The organism is Brevundimonas poindexterae (assembly GCF_020524625.1).
Classification (GTDB): domain Bacteria; phylum Pseudomonadota; class Alphaproteobacteria; order Caulobacterales; family Caulobacteraceae; genus Brevundimonas; species Brevundimonas poindexterae_A.
On record NZ_JAIVLL010000002.1, the window covers coordinates 493,103 to 510,132 of the forward strand.

At 66.6% G+C, this 17,030-nt stretch carries 20 protein-coding genes and 1 riboswitch; of the genes, 6 read left to right on the forward strand and 14 right to left on the reverse strand.

Annotated elements, in window-relative coordinates; genetic code table 11:
* The gene (locus LC068_RS08775; protein WP_226636392.1) at positions 1-390 is read left to right on the forward strand and encodes a hypothetical protein; all 390 of its coding nucleotides are present in this window, start codon (positions 1-3) and stop codon (positions 388-390) included.
* Between the two features lie 16 nt (positions 391-406).
* Positions 407-513, forward strand: a riboswitch (TPP riboswitch).
* Between the two features lie 142 nt (positions 514-655).
* Positions 656-2,461 carry a phosphomethylpyrimidine synthase ThiC gene (thiC, locus tag LC068_RS08780; protein WP_226637076.1) on the forward strand — a complete coding sequence of 602 codons (1,806 nt, stop codon included), beginning with the start codon at positions 656-658 and terminating at the stop codon, positions 2,459-2,461.
* A gap of 129 nt (positions 2,462-2,590) precedes the next feature.
* On the opposite strand, the gene LC068_RS08785 is transcribed toward thiC, so the two are convergent.
* The 3 genes from LC068_RS08785 to LC068_RS08795 are packed head-to-tail and all read right to left on the reverse strand — an operon-like array spanning position 2,591 to position 4,653.
* Complete coding sequence (locus LC068_RS08785; RefSeq protein ID WP_226636394.1) at positions 2,591-3,793, reverse strand: ParA family protein; 1,203 nt, start codon at positions 3,791-3,793, stop codon at positions 2,591-2,593.
* A complete protein-coding gene (locus LC068_RS08790) occupies positions 3,793-4,371 on the reverse strand; it encodes a hypothetical protein (RefSeq protein ID WP_226636396.1) in 579 nt (192 codons plus the stop codon). The genes LC068_RS08785 and LC068_RS08790 overlap by 1 nt, the downstream gene beginning before the upstream one ends.
* Before the next feature lie 45 nt (positions 4,372-4,416).
* The gene (locus tag LC068_RS08795; RefSeq protein WP_226636398.1) at positions 4,417-4,653 is read right to left on the reverse strand and encodes a DsbA family oxidoreductase; all 237 of its coding nucleotides are present in this window, start codon (positions 4,651-4,653) and stop codon (positions 4,417-4,419) included.
* 101 nt (positions 4,654-4,754) lie between these two features.
* On the opposite strand from LC068_RS08795, the gene LC068_RS08800 reads away from it, so the two are divergent.
* Entirely contained in the window at positions 4,755-4,901 is a 147-nt protein-coding gene (locus LC068_RS08800) for a hypothetical protein (protein ID WP_226636400.1), read from the forward strand.
* A gap of 52 nt (positions 4,902-4,953) precedes the next feature.
* Here LC068_RS08800 and LC068_RS08805 read toward each other — a convergent pair whose 3' ends face one another.
* From LC068_RS08805 to LC068_RS08815, 3 genes are all read right to left on the reverse strand, one after another.
* On the reverse strand, positions 4,954-5,637 hold the full coding sequence (locus LC068_RS08805) for a DsbA family oxidoreductase (RefSeq protein WP_226636402.1): 684 nt from the start codon (positions 5,635-5,637) through the stop codon (positions 4,954-4,956).
* Between the two features lie 561 nt (positions 5,638-6,198).
* Positions 6,199-6,876: a bifunctional 4-hydroxy-2-oxoglutarate aldolase/2-dehydro-3-deoxy-phosphogluconate aldolase gene (locus LC068_RS08810; RefSeq protein WP_226636405.1), complete on the reverse strand. Its 678-nt coding sequence runs from the start codon at positions 6,874-6,876 to the stop codon at positions 6,199-6,201.
* Between the two features lie 56 nt (positions 6,877-6,932).
* Positions 6,933-7,697: an alpha/beta hydrolase gene (locus tag LC068_RS08815; RefSeq protein WP_226636407.1), complete on the reverse strand. Its 765-nt coding sequence runs from the start codon at positions 7,695-7,697 to the stop codon at positions 6,933-6,935.
* A 116-nt stretch (positions 7,698-7,813) separates the two neighbouring features.
* On the opposite strand from LC068_RS08815, the gene LC068_RS08820 reads away from it, so the two are divergent.
* Positions 7,814-8,068, forward strand: coding sequence for an Lrp/AsnC family transcriptional regulator (locus tag LC068_RS08820; protein ID WP_226636409.1), 255 nt, complete (start codon positions 7,814-7,816; stop codon positions 8,066-8,068).
* 6 nt (positions 8,069-8,074) lie between these two features.
* Here the strand turns inward: LC068_RS08820 and LC068_RS08825 are convergent, their stop codons facing one another.
* From LC068_RS08825 to LC068_RS08845, 5 genes are all read right to left on the reverse strand, one after another.
* Positions 8,075-9,442 carry an amidohydrolase family protein gene (locus tag LC068_RS08825; protein WP_226636411.1) on the reverse strand — a complete coding sequence of 456 codons (1,368 nt, stop codon included), beginning with the start codon at positions 9,440-9,442 and terminating at the stop codon, positions 8,075-8,077.
* 1 nt (position 9,443) lies between these two features.
* Positions 9,444-10,940 carry an amidohydrolase gene (locus tag LC068_RS08830; RefSeq protein WP_226636413.1) on the reverse strand — a complete coding sequence of 499 codons (1,497 nt, stop codon included), beginning with the start codon at positions 10,938-10,940 and terminating at the stop codon, positions 9,444-9,446.
* 103 nt (positions 10,941-11,043) lie between these two features.
* A complete protein-coding gene (locus LC068_RS08835) occupies positions 11,044-11,322 on the reverse strand; it encodes a DUF167 domain-containing protein (protein ID WP_226636415.1) in 279 nt (92 codons plus the stop codon).
* Between the two features lie 148 nt (positions 11,323-11,470).
* Positions 11,471-12,400: an electron transfer flavoprotein subunit alpha/FixB family protein gene (locus LC068_RS08840; RefSeq protein WP_226636418.1), complete on the reverse strand. Its 930-nt coding sequence runs from the start codon at positions 12,398-12,400 to the stop codon at positions 11,471-11,473.
* The gene (locus LC068_RS08845) at positions 12,400-13,164 is read right to left on the reverse strand and encodes an electron transfer flavoprotein subunit beta/FixA family protein (RefSeq protein WP_209119740.1); all 765 of its coding nucleotides are present in this window, start codon (positions 13,162-13,164) and stop codon (positions 12,400-12,402) included. The genes LC068_RS08840 and LC068_RS08845 overlap by 1 nt, the downstream gene beginning before the upstream one ends.
* 135 nt (positions 13,165-13,299) lie before the next feature.
* On the opposite strand from LC068_RS08845, the gene LC068_RS08850 reads away from it, so the two are divergent.
* A complete protein-coding gene (locus LC068_RS08850) occupies positions 13,300-13,641 on the forward strand; it encodes a hypothetical protein (protein WP_226636419.1) in 342 nt (113 codons plus the stop codon).
* 3 nt (positions 13,642-13,644) lie between these two features.
* Here LC068_RS08850 and LC068_RS08855 read toward each other — a convergent pair whose 3' ends face one another.
* The 3 genes from LC068_RS08855 to ahcY all read right to left on the reverse strand — a co-directional run bounded on the left by LC068_RS08855 (position 13,645) and on the right by ahcY (position 15,886).
* Positions 13,645-14,217, reverse strand: a complete 573-nt coding sequence (locus LC068_RS08855; protein WP_226636422.1) for a cob(I)yrinic acid a,c-diamide adenosyltransferase — start codon at positions 14,215-14,217, stop codon at positions 13,645-13,647.
* Positions 14,218-14,220: 3 nt separating this feature from the next.
* Positions 14,221-14,427, reverse strand: coding sequence for a twin transmembrane helix small protein (locus tag LC068_RS08860; protein ID WP_209119743.1), 207 nt, complete (start codon positions 14,425-14,427; stop codon positions 14,221-14,223).
* A gap of 67 nt (positions 14,428-14,494) precedes the next feature.
* Entirely contained in the window at positions 14,495-15,886 is a 1,392-nt protein-coding gene (ahcY, locus tag LC068_RS08865) for an adenosylhomocysteinase (protein ID WP_226636424.1), read from the reverse strand.
* Between the two features lie 176 nt (positions 15,887-16,062).
* Between ahcY and LC068_RS08870 the strand changes: the two genes are divergently transcribed.
* The gene (locus tag LC068_RS08870) at positions 16,063-16,989 is read left to right on the forward strand and encodes an aspartyl protease family protein (protein ID WP_226636425.1); all 927 of its coding nucleotides are present in this window, start codon (positions 16,063-16,065) and stop codon (positions 16,987-16,989) included.
* The last annotated feature ends 41 nt before the right edge of the window (positions 16,990-17,030 follow it).

A 17,030-nucleotide genomic window follows, 5' to 3' on the forward strand; every position in this document is an offset into this window, starting at 1 on the left:
ATGGCAAAGACCTCCGCAAGGACTGCTGACAAGCCCCGCTGGAAGCACCCCCGCCTCGAATGGGCCATGGCGGCGCTGGGGCTGGTGCTGACGCTGGCCACCCTGATCATCGTGCTGAAGGCGGCCGGGGCCACCGCGCCGCCCGACCTGTCCGTGCGTCTGGTCGAGGCCCGGCCCATGGGCGATCAGTGGGTGGCCGAGGTCGAGGTCAGCAATCGCGGTGACGCCACCGCCGCCTCGGTCGAGGTCGAGGGGGGCACGGCCCCCGATGTGGCCTCGGCCACGCTCGACTATGCCCCCGGCCACGGCCGCGAGCGGCTCAGCCTGGTCCTGCCCGCCCGTCCGGGCCCCGACACGCCATTTCGCATCCGGGGCTGGTCCGAGCCCTGAGATCGGCCTATCGTGCTTCTGTTCTCCGGGGGGTCGCGCAAGGCGGCTGAGATAGGACCGCGTCCTGACCCGTCGAACCTGATCCGGGTCATGCCGGCGAAGGGATGAGACACAGGTCCACGCGACAGGACCCTCGCTCCGTTCGTCGGCGCCCTCACACGCAGAGGCTGCCATGAATATCCACGTCCCCAAAAGCGCTGAATCGGCCGAGACTCCTGCTGAACCCTCGTCCGATCTGGCGCTGAAAGACGCGCGGGAAGCGGTGATGAAGGAAACGGGCACCATCCCGACCGGCGAGCGGGCGGGCAGTCGCAAGGTCTATGTGGCGGGCGAGCTCTACCCCGACATCCGCGTCCCTTTCCGCGAGGTCGCGGTCCACCCCAGCGCCAATGAGCCGCCGGTCACCATCTATGACTCCTCGGGCCCCTATACCGACCCGACCGTCACCATCGACATCAGGAAGGGCCTGCCGCCCGTCAAATCCAGCTGGCAGCTCGACCGCGGCGACATCGCCCCCGTGGCCAACCCGCGCGAGGTCAAGCCGGAAGACAACGGCCATGCCTCGGGCCGCCACCTCGCCCCGCGCTTCGACACCTCGAACCACAAGGTGTTCAAGGGCGTCCCCGGCCGTCCGGTGACCCAGCTGGAATACGCCCGCGCCGGCATCATCACGCCCGAGATGGAATATGTCGCCATCCGCGAGAACCTGCGCCGCGAGCAGACCGCGCCCTGCGTCCGCGACGGCGAGGACTTCGGCGCCGCCATCCCCGACTTCGTCACGCCCGAGTTCGTGCGTCAGGAGATCGCCCGCGGCCGGGCCATCATCCCGCACAACATCAACCACCCCGAGGTCGAGCCGATGATCATCGGCCGCAACTTCCTGGTGAAGATCAATGCGAACATCGGCAATTCGGCGGTCCTGTCCTCGGTGGATGACGAGGTCGACAAACTGGTCTGGGCCACCCGCTGGGGCGCCGACAACGTCATGGACCTGTCGACCGGCCGCAACATCCACAACATCCGCGACTGGATCATCCGCAACTCCAGCGTCCCCATCGGCACCGTGCCCATCTATCAGGCGCTGGAGAAGGTGAACGGCATCGCCGAGGACCTGACCTGGGAGGTCTATCGCGACACCCTGATCGAACAGGCCGAACAGGGCGTGGACTATTTCACCATCCACGCGGGCGTCCGCCTGCCCTTCGTGCCCATGACCGCCAAACGCGTCACCGGCATCGTCTCGCGCGGCGGCTCGATTATGGCCAAGTGGTGCCTCAGCCACCACCGGGAGTCCTTCCTCTACGAGAATTTCGCCGAGATCTGCGAGATCATGCGCGCCTATGACGTCAGCTTCAGCCTCGGCGACGGCCTGCGCCCCGGCTCGATCGCCGACGCCAATGACGAGGCCCAGTTCGCCGAGCTGCGCACGTTGGGGGAGCTCACTAAAATTGCTTGGGAAAATGGCTGTCAGGTCATGATCGAGGGCCCCGGCCATGTGCCCATGCACAAGATCAAGGCGAATATGGATGAGCAGCTGAAGCACTGCCACGAGGCGCCCTTCTATACGCTCGGGCCGCTGACCACCGACATCGCCCCCGGCTATGACCACATCACCAGCGCCATCGGGGCGGCCATGATCGGCTGGTTCGGCACGGCCATGCTCTGCTACGTCACGCCCAAGGAGCACCTGGGCCTGCCCGACCGTCAGGACGTCAAGGACGGCGTCATCACCTACAAGATCGCCGCCCACGCCGCCGATCTGGCCAAGGGCCACCCCGCCGCCCGCCTGCATGACGACGCGCTAAGCCGCGCCCGGTTCGAGTTCCGCTGGGAAGACCAGTTCAACCTCGGCCTCGACCCCGAAACCGCACGCAAATACCACGACGAGACCCTGCCGAAAGAGGCCCACAAGACCGCCCACTTCTGCAGCATGTGCGGCCCGAAATTCTGCAGCATGAAGATCAGCCAGGACATCCGCGACGCCGCCAAGGCCGACGAAGCCGAAAAGGGCATGGCCGAGATGAGCGCGAAATTCCGCGCGGGGGGCGGTGTGGTGGAGGTGAAGGTCTAGGACGTAGGAGTCGGCTGCACTGGTGCGGGGGACGAAACCTTTGTTTCTCCTGAACTGAGTTCTCACCCTCTCGGCCGTCGAGTGCGCCGTCGTGGGCTGCTTCAGTGATCGAATTTAAGGTGCCGCGAGCTAGTTCGGGCGCCTTCGGAACTCGGCATAGAAGCCAGCTTTCTGAATATTCTCCAGCGCAGAACGAGCAGCGTCTCGAGCCGTCCGAAGTCTTTCTCGCTCAGCCCGAAGGCGAGCTAGCCGGAAGTCGTCGCTATCTGTTCTAGGCTTGCTTCTGAACACCGCATACGCGGCAGCACCGGCAGCGGCTAAAGTGGCGACGCCACCGACTAGAGCGGTCGATACAGCCCACGACTCCAACCCGAAGTTAGTCGTTAGACCTTGCCCAGTCTCGAGAAATGAGACGGCAATCGCTGCGGCCAAGGCAAACGAGGCGGTTCCGACGTTGGTTGCAGCCTGCGTCCAAACACGCTTCCTTTTTGCCTTAGCCATAAGATGATCGATCTCGGCTGAGAGATAATCAATGCTTGAGCTAATAGGATGAACCGTGTTTGCAAGAACTCTATCTCGCCATTCCTCGATTTTGCTCCCAATTTCGTCCGGGTAAATCTCATTCGCGATCGATGCAATCGCTAGCGTATATCCGTTCGGCTCTTTCATATCGAGCGCCAGATCCCGCCTAGCCAGCGCGCGAACAACGTCCGCATCCCAAGGAATCGGCGGCAGATATCGGGCTATCGACAGTCCGTCGCCCACCAATGTTGCGAATTCAGGCAGCACTTTGTTGAAAAGCGTCCATGTACTGGAGGGGTCCATTACTTGCCCCATTAGTATTTTTAACCTTTCCGTGCCCTGAGCAGAGAGTGGGTCATACTCACTAACCACCACCACTTCATCCGCCATTCCTGCCGTTATTCTTGCGTAAACGTCAGTACCAGCCTGAGCATCCATGATTACGAAATCATGCTCGTCCTCCCAGGCAGACAAGACCGATAAAAGGCTGGAATGGAATGTTTCCGGATTTACGGAGTCGGTATCGGACATATGAAAAGACGCAGGTGCGAAGTTTAACTTCGGAGTAATAGATACCAGATCGACAGTCGCTCCCTCATATTCGAAAAGCCCTCTCTGAGTACGCTGACTAGCCTTCTTGGTCCCGATAAGCTGGTTTAGATACAACAACGTCATGCCATTTGTTGCAGCATCTGTATCGATAAGCAGAACACGCTTTCCCAACAATGATAGGAACGTGCCAAGCGCACCCGCTGTTGTCGTTTTGCCAGACCCACCCTTCGAGCTCAAAAAGCAAAGCTTCCTTGCCATCAGAGCCTCCACTCAGCAGATTTGTCTTCGATAGAAGACATCTCGTTTACGAGAATCTGACCGCTCGGAGGATCTCCAAGAAAATCCAATGCCTTCGCTAGGTTATCGCCGAGCTTCGCAATAACCGACTCAGCGCTTCTTTCGCCGCGACGGAATGCTTCTATCGCAGAGACTATCATTCGGACTGTCGCATCTGCTCGCCTCAACGCGTCCTCCCGATCCCGAATCGTATCGAGTGCGCGAGCAAGATAGTCGATATGTGTACACGGGCTTGCTGCGTAAACCGTGTACGCAGCTCTTAGTTGTGACTGGGTGGATGCGTTATATTCGTCTATCCGGAACATCAGTTCCGATATTTTATCCTCGTACTGCCCCGCAACTTCACCCCCGAGTTCTTGTGCTGCGTTGACGTTCGCTTTCGCCTTTACGGTCACGGCCTTGAAGGAAAGAGGGAATGCGTCATCGAGTTTTTTGAAGACCTCCCGTGTAGTGCCGTCTGGGCACCTGACTGTCCGAGATTTCTCCCATGGTAAACTGAAAACCAATTTTCCCTCCCCGTCCCCAACCAGTGATGGCATGAAACGACCCTCAACGGGAAGCTATAGTTTAGCTTGGCTTAGAGGCTAGGCCTCTCTCGCCATCCCCCGCAACGCCTCTTCAAACACCCCCGCCGGCTGCCCCCCTGAGATCAACCACTTCCCCTCTACCGCCACGGCAGGCACGGCGGTGATGCCGCGGCTACGCCACAGGGCCTCGGTGTCGCGGACCTCGGCGGCATAAAGGGCGTCCACCGGCGCTCCGGCTTCCGGAGAAACCGGGGGACTTGCGCCCGGCCCCGCCTCGGTCATTCTGTGCCCCATGACCCGGCCCCTAGCCCCCGCCCGTCGCCGTCCGCTCCGCCAGGGCCGGCGCCGTCGCGTCCGGCGCGGGCGCCCTGGGGACCGGGGCGGTCGGCTCGCTGATGCTGGGCGCGCTCGCCGTGGGGGCGCTGGCCATCGGCGCCCTGGCCATCGGCCGGCTTTCGGTGGGCCGTGCCCGGGTGCGCCGCCTGCATGTGGACGAGCTCAGCGTCGGCCGCCTGCGCATCGGACGGATCGAGCGGATCTAGCGGGCACGGCCGAGGCGGCGCGATCCTGATCCTTCTCCCATCGGGAGGGGGCTCAAACCTCCCCCGCGATCTTCCTGAGCGCCTCTTCGAACACCGCCGTCGGCTGGCCGCCGCTGATCAGGTATTTGCCTTCCACCACCACGGCGGGCACGCCGGTGATGCCACGCGCGTGCCACAGGGCTTCGGCCTCGCGGACCTCGGCGGCATAGAGGCCGTCGGCCAGCACGCGGGCGGCCTCGTCGCGGTCCAGCCCCGCGGCCTCTGCGGCGCCCGTCAGCACATCGGCGTCGGGCAGGGGGCGGTTGTCGGTAAAGTGGGCGCGGAACAGGGCTTCTTTCAGCGCCCTCTGTTCGGCCGGCCCCACCGTGCCGGCCCAGTGCAGCAGCCGGTGGGCGTCAAAGGTGTTCCAGATGCGGCTGTCCGGCCCCATCCGCATTTCGAAGCCCTTGCCGTCATCCGGCCAGGCTTCCGCCGCCCGGTCGCGGATCATGGCGCGGTTGTTCGCCGACTGTTCGGGGGTGGCGCCGTATTTGCGGCCGATGTGTTCGGTGATGTTTTCCCCTTCGGGCGCCATGTCGGGGTTCAGCTCGAACGGCTGGAAGTGGATCTCCGCCGCGATCCCCTCGGCCGCCAATGCCCCCAGCGCCGTCTCCAGTCCGCCCAGCCCCACCACACACCAGGGACAGACGACATCCGAGACGAAATCGATCTGCAGGGGTCTGGGCGATGCGGTCATGGGGGGCTCCTTTGGCTTTACATGGTCCTTCTCCCCCCGGGGGAGAAGGTGTCGGGCGAAGCCTGACGGATGAGGGGGACGCCGGACTTGCACAGGAAGGGCGGCCGCGTCGGCACCCGCCCCCTCATCCGGACCGCTCCGCGGCCCACCTTCTCCCCCGAGGGGAGAAGGGCGCTCCGGCCCGCACGCCTGCCCACCGTTTTCGCAATCCTTTCAACACCCCCGCCCGTTTCCGCCCCGATCTGCCCGACCGGGTCGCGGGGTGGTGCAGGATGTCCGGTTACCCGCCCCCCCTCACGGCACGGAGACGCAATCGAGACGATTCAGACGGTTCAGACGGTAATTTCTCGAAACCAGGCCCTCGAAGCACCTCCCCTCCCCCTCGATGGGGGAGGGGTCGGGGGTGGGGGTGCTTGCACTGTCTTCCAGGGAAAAGGCGCGCGAGAGACGGGTGTCAGAGCGATCGGCGCCTGAGGGTGCGCGGCACCCCCACCCAACCCTCCCCCATCGAGGGGGAGGGCTCTGGATTTGAGACCATTCAGACGATTCAGACGGTCTTTTTTACCCGCGCACCGACCGCGCCATCTGCACCGCCCGGCCGATGTGGGCTTCCAGGGCGTCCCAGTCGGCCTCGTCGACCAGTTTGTCGGGGATCAGGCGCGAGCCCATGCCGGCGGCGATGATGCCGGCGTCGAACCAGGCCTTTAGCGAGGCCTCCTCAGGCTCGACCCCGCCGGTGGGCATGATCTTGGTCCAGGGCATGGGGCCCATGACCGCCTTGACGAAGGCCGGGCCGCCGACCTGAGCGCCGGGGAACAGTTTGACGACGTCACAGCCCCATTCCTGGGCCTGGCTGATTTCGGTGACCGAGCCACAGCCGGGCATATAGGCCACGCGCTTGCGGTTACACAGTTTCGCCACCGCCTCGACGCCGCAGGGGCTGACGACGAAGCGGGCGCCGCGCGACAGATAGAGGGCGGCCGTGCCCGGATCGACGATCGAGCCGATGCCGAGGATCACCTCCGGGTCGGTGCGGGCCAGCGTCTTCGACAGCTCGGCAAACAGGTCGGCGGCGTGGTCGCCCCGGTCGGTGAACTCGATCACCCGGGCCCCGCCGCGGGCCGAGGCGCGGATGATGCCGAGGCAGGCCTCGACCTCGGGGTGGTAGAAGACCGGGCAGATGCCCTGCGCCTCCAGCGCGGCCACGACGGTCAGGCGGTCGGCGGGGTAGGCGGGCATGGGGCAGGCTCCGGAGGCTGGGTCAGTCCGAGGGGTGCGACCAACCGGGCCGCGCGTCAAGCCGGGGCGGCTTCACGGCTGGTTTCGTGGGCCAGCTGGACCAGTCGCGCGACCTCCGGGCTGCTGGCCTCGAACAGGGGGTCCAGCACGGTGAAGTGGTTCAGCCCGGGAAGCTCGCGGACCGAGGTGTCGGCGCCGCCCGCGCCCCAGCGCTCGGCCATGGCGTGCGACTGGCGGCGGAACTCGGCGCTCTCCTCGGCCCCGACCCAGCAGTCCAGGGTGGTGCCGCCGGGGCTGGACCCATCGGGCACCGGCCAGTGGATCGGCGACAGGGCGGTGGCCATCAGGGGGTCGAGCTGGAGCGCCTCGTTCAGGCTGGTGCGGGTCAGGGGCAGGAGGTCGAACACGCCCGAAATGGCCACGGCCGCCCCCGCCCGGCCCTCGGACAGCAGGGCCGCCGCCATATGGCCGCCCGCCGAATGGCCGAACACCAGCGGGCGGTATCCGGTGCGATCGCGGATCAGCTCCGTGGCCGTCCGGACCTGCCGCAGGATCCGGCCCAGGCTGACCGCCGGGGCGAGGTCATAGGTGGGGATGGCGACCGCGATGCCGTGGCTCAGCAGCGCCGGGGCAATGCCGTGGAAGGCCGCCCCGTCCAGTGCCTGCCAATAGCCGCCGTGCAGGAAGACGGCGACCGGTGCCTCCGGCTGCCCCTCGGGCGTGAACAGGTCCAGCACCTCGCGCGGCCCGGGGCCATAGGCGATCCGCTGGTGCGGATGAGCCGCCCGCGTCGCCTCGGCCCGTTCGGCCCACCTCGCCATGACGGCGCCGTGGTCGGGCACCCGCCGGCGGTTGTTGTATTCGGCTTCGAGGTCCAGGCCCTTACTCCGTCCGTCCGCATCCGCTACAGACCTCCGACCGACCGGAGGGACCGCCCATGATGACCGCCATCTTCGTCTTCATCAAATGCGAGCTGGGGCACGCCAACGATGTCGCCGCCGACATCGTCGACAACGTCGAGCGGGTCTCCGAGGTCTATTCGACCTCGGGCCAGTACGACCTGCTGGCCAAGTTCCAGCTGCCCAGGGAGATGGACATCGGCACCTTCGTCACGAAGGAGGTCCAGACCCGGCCCCACATCCGCGACACCTTCACCGTCATCACCTTCTCGCCCTTCCTGCCGGGCGCCTGACGGCTCCTACTGCGCGGAGTAGGCGGGGGGACGCGCCCCCTCGCCCCCGCCCAGATAGCGGTCGCGCAGCAGATAGGGCCGGCTCTCCAGCGGCTGCTCGACGCCGCCGATGTAGATGGCCACGGGCTGGCTCAGCGGCTCCAGCGGATCGCCGGTCCAGATGACCACATCGGCGGCGGCGCCCGCGCGCAGCTCTCCGAACTGGCCGTCCATGCCGAAGATGCGCGCCGGATTGACCGTGATGGCCGCGATCGCCGCCTCATAGGGCAGGCCGTGCGAGACGGCGTTGCCGGCGTTGTAGCGGGTCTCGCGCGCCCGGTGGATCGAGCCCTCATTGCCCTTGATGGCGATGACCACCCCGGCCGCATTCAGGGCCGCCGCATTCTGCATCCGCGCCGCCCGGCGCTCGAAATTGCCGGGCAGGTTGGTGATGGGGTTCAGCAGCACCGGCACACCGGCGGCGGCGATCTGGTCGGCGACCAGCCAGCCTTCCTCGGCGCCGTCGAGGATGACCTTGAGGCCCTCTTCCTCGGCCAGACGCAGGACCTGCAGAATGTCGGCGGCGCGCGACACGGTAATGATCAGCGGCATCCGCCCCTCGGCCACCGGGATCAGGGCCTCGAGGTCGGCGCGCGACAGCGACAGCGGGCGCAGGTCGTCGCGCTGATAGGCCGCCTTGTTGCGGGCGTAGAGGCGGACCTCCGCCAGGGTCTCGCGGAACAGGACCATGGCCCCGCCGCGCGAGCCACCGGCCACACCGGCGCCGGCTTCACCGAAGGGGGCGACCATGGCCACGCGCGGCTTGACCAGAATGTCGGTCCCGGCCGCCAGATGAATGACGGCCGCCTGACCCGCGAACAGGCCCGGCGAGTGATAGCCGCCCTCGCCCGCGCCGGCGGTGTCTTCCTCGTGATAGTGGCCGCTGGACGAGCCGGGGTGGTTCGGCACCACAATGGCGCGGGTCACCCCGCCCAGCCGCGCAACCGGCAGGGTGATCGACCAGGGGTCCAGCCCGTAGGAGACGTCAAAGGCGGCACTCAGGGTATTGGAGGCATTCCGGAGGTCATTGGTGCCGCCGACCGAGGACACCTCGGATCCGCCGAGGCCCGAATCGACCGCGACGAAGCCGGGCGCGACGACCTGGCCCGTCGCGTCGATAACGCGGGCACCAGCCGGAGCCGCGCCCGTGCCGACCGAGACGATCCGGCCGCCACGCATGACCACGGTGCCGCTCTCAATGACCGAGGTGCCGGTCAGGACGCGACCGCCGGTCACGGCGACGGTGTCCTGGGCGAGGGCGGGGCTGGCTGCCAGACCGACGGCGGCCACGGCCCCGAGAACCAGCGACTTGAGGGGAGAAAGACGAAGGGTCATGTCAGCGTGCTCCCTGACGGGTACCGGCGGCCGACAGGCCATAGCCCGGCTGACCCAGTTCAAAGTCGGAGACCGGCTGATAGGCCGGGTCGAAGCGATCAAAGGCCAGGCCCCCGTCCACGAACACCTGATCGGCGCGGGCATAGATCGAGAAGGGATCGGCGCTCCAGATCACCACATCGGCGCGCTTGCCGGGGGTCAGCGAGCCGGTCTGGTCGTCGATGCCGATGGCGCGCGCGGCGTTCAGCGTGATCCAGCTGATGGCGTGCTCCTCGCTGATGTCCATCCCGGCGCGGCGACCGGCAGCCAGCGCCGCGGCGGCTTCCTGGTTGAGGCGCTGGATCAGCTCGGCGTCATCCGAGTGGACGACGGCGCAGGAGCCTTCGGGCGCATCGACCAGGGCGACGTTCTCCTCGATCGCGTCGAGGCTCTCCATCTTGAAGCCCCACCAGCCGGTCCACATGGCCGCGCAGATGCCCTCGCGGGCCAACAGCGGCGCCACCTTGTAGGCCTCGGTCGCGTGGTGGAAGGTGGTGATGCGATAGCCGAACTCCTTCGACATATCGATCATCAGGGCCATCTCGTCCCCGCGATAGCAGTGGTTCTGGATCAGGATCGAGCCGTCCAGCACGCCCACCAGTGTCTCATGCTGCAGGTTGCGGGTCGGCGGCGAGCCCTCGCCCGTCTCGCGCCACTTGTCCCACTTCTGCTTGTAGTCCCGGGCGGCGATGAAGGCGGCGCGATAGCCGGCCATATTGCCCATGCCGGTGGCCGGCGAGCGGCCGCGACCGCCATAGACGCGGCTGGGGTTCTCGCCGCAGGCCATCTTCACCGTATAGGGGGCGTCGGGGAACTTCATGCCCTGCATGGTGACCGAGGGCACATTGCGCAGGGTCACACCACGACCGCCAAACAGATTGGCCGAACCGGGCAGGATGTGGAGGGTGGTCACGCCGCCGGCGCGAGCGGTGTTGAAGCCCGGATCCTGCGGCCAGACCGAATGCTCGGCCCAGACCTCGGCGGTGTTGGGGTTGGTGGCCTCGTTGCCGTCGCTCATCCCCTGCACGCCGGGGGACGGATAGACGCCGAGGTGGCTATGCACATCGATGATGCCCGGCGTCACATAGCGGCCGCGCGCATCGATCACCCGGTGCCCGCCCGGGACGGCCGTCGAGGCGTCACCGACCGCGGAGACCTTGCCGTCAGTCAGGATGACCACGCCGTTCTCGATCTTGCGGCCGTCACCGGTCAGCACCGTGGCGCCGACGATGGCCAGGTTCTCGCGCGGCAGGCCGCGATAGGTCGAGGGATAGGGGTCCGGATTGGCGGCGGCATCCATACCGGTCGGCAGGGCCCTGGCCTCGCGCGCGGGCGTGGCCTCGCCATTGCCGGAGGACGACCCCTCATCGGTCGTGGCACAGGCCGACAGGCCGAGCGTGGCCGCCAGAACAAGGGCGAGCGGCCCGGACGCGGACCCCCGCAGACGTGATGTGAACATGGTGGTCAGCTCCCCAGTCAACCGGATCGTCACGCGCCCCGGGCAGGGCGAGCGAAGACGCGATTACAAGAGGCTTCCGCTCGCCGCGTCAAAGCCCGATTCATTACAAAGCTGTAAGGCGCTCCCGGACTTCATCGTCGTCGAGGCCGTCGACCTCCAGCCGCTTGATCCGGCTGCGGTCCCCCTGCACGAGAGAGACAGCACGACGCGGGACACCCAGGGCGTCGGCGACCAGACGGACGAGCGCCTCATTGGCCTTGCCCTCGACCGGGCGGGCGCGGACCCGCACCTTGAGCACGGGCCGCCCCTCCGGATCGCTGTCCCAGCCGTCCAGTCGATCCTGCGCCGCCCCGGGTGTGAGCTTCACGAATAGGCGAGCCATCAGGCCAGCGTCAGGGCGACCAGCCCGCCCCCGGCGCACAGTTTCTCCGGCTGATCTTCGCTCTCGATGGTCACGAGTGGCGTCCTTCAACGAGAAAGGGGCGCGGGTCCGTGACGCCGCGCCCCCTGCCTTCAGTCTGCAGACCGGATCAGCCCAGCGCCGCCATCAGTTCGGGCACGGCGATCTTGTAGTCCGCGACCAGGCCATAGTCGGCGACCTGGAAGATCGGGGCATCGGGATCCTTGTTGATCGCGACGATGATCTTGGAGTCCTTCATGCCGGCCAGGTGCTGGATGGCGCCCGAAATGCCGATGGCGATGTAGAGCTCGGGGGCGACCACCTTGCCGGTCTGGCCGACCTGATAATCGTTCGGGGCATAGCCGGCATCCACGGCGGCGCGCGAGGCGCCGACGGCGGCGCCCAGCTTGTCCGCCAGCGGATCCATGACCGCGTGGAACTCCTCGGAGGAGCCGAGGGCCCGGCCGCCGGAGACGACGATCTTGGCCGCACCCAGTTCCGGACGATCCGACTTGACCATCTCCTCCGAGACGAAGGTCGTCTTCGGAGCATCACCACCGGTGACGGACTCGACCGGGGCCGAGCCGCCTTCTTCCGCGGAATCGAAGCCGGTCGGACGCACGGTGATCACCTTCTTCGCATCGGACGACTGCACCGTCTCCAGCGCATTGCCGGCATAGATGGGGCGCACGAAGGTATCGGGCGACACGACCTCGATGATGTCCGAGATCGGGGCGACATCCAGCTTGGCGGCGATGCGCGGGGCGAAATTCTTGCCGTCCGTGGTGGCCGGGGCGAGGATGGCGTCATAGCCGTCCGCCAGCGGCAGGACGGTGGCCTCGACGGCCTCGGCCAGCACCTTGCCCAGACCGGCGCTCTCGGCCAGCAGGACCTTGCGCACGCCCTTGATCTTCGCGGCCGCATCGGCCGCGCCCTTGGCGCCTTCGCCCACGACCAGGATGTCGATGTCGCCGCCGATCTTCGCGGCAGCGGTCACGGTCTTATGGGTGGTGTCCCGGACGGTCGCGCCGTCGTGGTCCGCAATGACGAGAACGGCCATCAGATGACTCCCTTGGACTTGAGCTTGGCAACCAGTTCGGCGGCGTCGGCCACCTTCTCACCCGCCTCGCGCTTGGGCGGCTCGGTGACCTTGATGACCTTGAGGCGCGGCGCCGTATCGGTGCCGTAGTCGGCGACCGCCTTGGTGGCGATCTCCTTCTTCTTGGCCTTCATGATGTTGGGCAGCGAGGCATAGCGCGGCGTGTTGAGTCGTAGGTCGACGGTGATGACCGCCGGCAGGGCGACCTCGATCGTCTGCAGGCCGCCGTCGATTTCGCGCGTGACCTGGGCCTTGCCGTCCTTGATCTCGACCTTGGAGGCGAAGGTGGCCTGGGGCCAGTCCAGCAGGGCAGCCAGCATCTGGCCGACCGCATTGTTGTCGCCGTCGATGGCCTGTTTGCCCATCAGCACCAGATCGGGCTTTTCCTCGTCGACCACGGCCTTGAGCACCTTGGCCACGGCCAGCGGCTCCAGATCCGTGTCGGACTGCACCAGGATGCCGCGGTCGGCGCCGATGGCCAGGGCGTTGCGGATCGTCTCCTGGGCCTGGGTCACGCCGACCGAGACGGCCACGATCTCCTCGGCCGTATTGGCCGCGTGATGCCCCTTGCCTTCCTTCAGGCGGACGGCCTCCTCGACGGCAATCTCGTCGAAGGGGTTCATGCTCATCTTGACGTTGGCCAGGTCGACACCGCTCTGGTCGGCCTTGACCCTGGCCTTGACGTTATAGTCGATCACCCGTTTGACAGGGACGAGAACCTTCATGAGTCTATCCATTGAAACGCCGCAATATGTGGCGAGGGACATGGAACGGTCGAACCGGACTGTCAATGTAACGTGGGGTCAAGCTTTCTGCGGCAAAGGCGCCGCGCGCCCCTGTAATCGAGCCTTGAGGCCCCCATGCGTCGCTTTCTGACCCTTCCGCGATTGGCCGCCCTGTTCTTTGGCGTGTTCGGGGTAATCGCCGCGGGCGTTCTGGTGTTCCATTTCTTCTGGGTGACGCCGGGCGAGCGCTGCGAGGCCAGGGGCAACTGGTACGACATCGAGACCCGCACCTGCGCCACGCCCATCTATATTCCGGACATCACCGGCCGCCCGCCCGGCATGTCGCGGGCCGAGGCGTCGAAGGCCAAGGGGCAGGAGCTGGTCCAGCTGGAACGGCAGGTGGCGGCCGAAAGGCGTGCCCGCCAGGAAGCGACCGACGCGGAACGGGCCCGCGTCCGGGCCCTGCAGGGCAAATAGGCGTTAGCGCGTGGCGCCCGGGCGCCATTTGACGTCATCGGCGCCGTGGTGATTGGCGCGGCGACCGGCGACAAACAGGTGATCGGACAGCCGGTTCAGATAGCGAAGCGCGGCCGGCGTCACCGCCACCCCGGCCTCGACCAGGCGCACGGCGCACCGTTCAGCCCGACGGCAGACCGTCCGGGCCAGATGCAGATGGGTCGACAGCGGTGATCCGCCCGGCAGGATGAAGCTGTCCAGCGGCTTCTGGCTCTCGTTCATCCAGTCGATTTCCTGCTCCAGACGCTCGACCTGGCTGTCGATGATGCGCAGGGCCTCCCACTCGGGAGGTGGGTCGAGCGGCGTCGCCAGATCGGCGCCCAGATCAAACAGTTCGTTCTGGATGCGGGCCAGCATGGCGTCGATCCGGTCGTTCTGGCCCGAGTTCAGACGGGCCAGGCCGATGACGGCATTCAGCTCATCGACCGCGCCATAAGCCTCGACCCGCAGGTCGGTCTTGGACACAGGCGCGCCATTGGCCAGACGGGTCTGACCCTCGTCGCCGGTACGGGTGTAGATCTTGTTCAGAACGACCATGGCCTAGGCCCCGTGCGTGGATTTCCACCACATGGCAGCGACCAGCAGCACGACGGCCACGGCCTGAAGCGCGACCCGGAGACGCATCAGATGGTTCGAGCGGCTGCGTGCCGCGTCCCCCGGCGTGAACAGCGCCTTGAGACCAAAGCCCAGGGTGATGGCGACCGCCGCGATGGCGCCGAGGATCAGGATGTCGACGATATTGCCCATGCCGGCAACCTAGGCCCGCCGCCCCGCCCTGACCAGAGGGCCGGGCGGGGTGCGGCGTCAGCGCCGGTCAGTAGCGGTAGTGGTCGGGCTTGAACGGCCCTTCGGTCGGCACCGAGATGTAGTCGGCCTGGGACTTGGTCAGGGTCGTCAGTTTGGCGCCCAACTTGTCGAGGTGCAGGGCGGCGACCTTCTCGTCAAGGTGTTTGGGCAGGACGTAGACCTGGTTTTCGTACTTCGACTTGTTGGTCCACAGTTCGATCTGGGCCAGCGTCTGGTTGGTGAAGGAGGCCGACATCACGAAGCTGGGGTGGCCCGTGGCGTTGCCGAGGTTCACCAGACGGCCCTTCGACAGCAGGATGATCTTCTTGCCGTCCGGGAATTCGACGTGGTCGACCTGCGGCTTGATCTCGTCCCACTTCATGTTCTTCAGGCCCGCGACCTGAATCTCGGAGTCAAAGTGGCCGATGTTGCAGACGATGGCGTTGTTGCGCATGGCCCGCATGTGATCGACGGTGATGACGTCCTTGTTGCCGGTGGCGGTGACGAAGATGTCGGCCTTGTCGGCCACATCGTCGAGGGTCTGGACCTCGTAGCCCTCCATGGCCGCCTGCAGGGCGCAGATCGGGTCGATCTCGGTCACGATCACGCGAGCGCCGCCCTGGCGCAGCGAGGCAGCTGAACCCTTGCCCACGTCGCCATAGCCGCAGACCACCGCGACCTTGCCCGACAGCATGACGTCGGTGCCGCGACGGATGGCGTCGACCAGAGACTCCCGGCAGCCGTACAGATTGTCGAACTTGGACTTGGTGACGCTGTCGTTGACGTTGATGGCGGGGAACGGCAGCTCGCCGCGCTCGGCCATCTGGTACAGGCGGTGCACGCCGGTAGTGGTTTCCTCCGAGACGCCGCCAATGGCGTCACGAATGGCCGAATAGAAGCCCGGCTTTTCCTTCAGATACCGCTTCATCACGGCATAGAGGGCCTCTTCTTCCTCGTTCTCCGGATTGTCGAGGATCGAGGCGTCCTTCTCGGCCTTGGGGCCCAGCACGCACAGCAGGGTGGCGTCGCCGCCGTCGTCGAGGATCAGGTTCGGATAGCCGCCGTCGGCCCATTCGAAGATCTTGTGGGCATAGTCCCAGTACTCTTCCAGCGTCTCGCCCTTGGTGGCGAACACCGGCGTGCCGTTGGCCGCGATGGCGGCGGCGGCGTGGTCCTGGGTCGAGTAGATGTTGCACGAGGCCCAGCGGACCTCGGCGCCCAGCGCTTCCAGCGTCTGGATCAGCACGGCGGTCTGGATGGTCATGTGCAGGCTGCCGGCGATGCGGGCGCCCTTCAGCGGCTGGGCCGCGCCATATTCCTCGCGCAGCGCCATCAGGCCGGGCATTTCGGTCTCGGCGATGGCAATCTCTTTATTGCCGTAGGGCGCGAGCGAAATGTCGCGAACGATGTAGTCGGTCATGGGGATACCTTCGCGGCAGGGGCCTTTCGGCCGGTCACGGACAGGGGGCCGCTATAGACCGCACGGGCCGCCGGGGCAACAATCATATAAGGATATCCTTATATCCCGCCCTCGCTTCCCGGCCCGTCCTGTGCCAGCCTCGGCTCCGGACACCGCTTTGGGAGGAGCGATCCGTCATGAACAGAGCCGGGCTGTCACGCCGTCTGGTGCTGGCGGGATCTGCGGGTCTCGTCCTTCCCGGACTCGCCCTGGCCCAGGATCCCGTGCCGGCCGCCCCGGACCACTCCGGACGCGGCGTCGTCGAGGTCGAAATCGACGGACAGCCGGGGCTTCGCTTTGCGCTGGACACGGCGGCCAGTGCCTCGGTGCTCTCGGCCGACATGGTCTCGCGCCTCGGCCTGACGGTCGGCGGCGAGATTGAAATGCACACCGTCGTCGGACGCGAGCGCGTGCCATGGGTCCGGGCCGGTGAGATCCGGAGCGGCGCCATGCACCGGCAGGGCGCCCGCCTGGCGCTGGGAGACCGTCGGGGCTTGCTGGGCCTCGACGGACTGCTGGGACTGGATTTGCTGGCCGGGCAACGGCTGGAGTTCCGCTTCCGCGGGCGACAGCGCGCCAGCATCGGCCGCCCCCGGATCGAGGAGCAGGGCTTTCTGGCCGCAGAGCGACCCCGCGTGCGCTTCACCCCGCCCGTCGTGCGCGAACCGGACGGAGTGGCCGAGGATCTCATGGTGGTCGACGCCCGCGTGCGGGGACGCCCTGTCCGCGCCGTCATCGACACCGGGGCCGAGGTCAGCCTGATCAACCCGGTTCTGGCCGCAGAGGCCGGCGCGCGCGATCTGGTCCTGCGCAATTCCGACACCGGACAGGCCGTACAATCCCCCACGGGACGCGCCACAGCGGCGCGGCCGATGGTGGTGGATGCGGTGCGGCTGGGCGACATGGTGCTGGACCGGCTGGGCGTGCTGATGGGGGACTTCTACATCTTCCGTCACCTCGGGCTGGCGGATCGCCCCGCCATGCTGCTGGGCGTCGACGTTTTGGGGGTATTCAGTCGCGTCGTGATCGACCTGCATGACGGTGAACTGCTGATGGAAATCTAGCGGCCTCTTGCCCCGAGGCGCGGGTCGTCGCATCAAGCGCC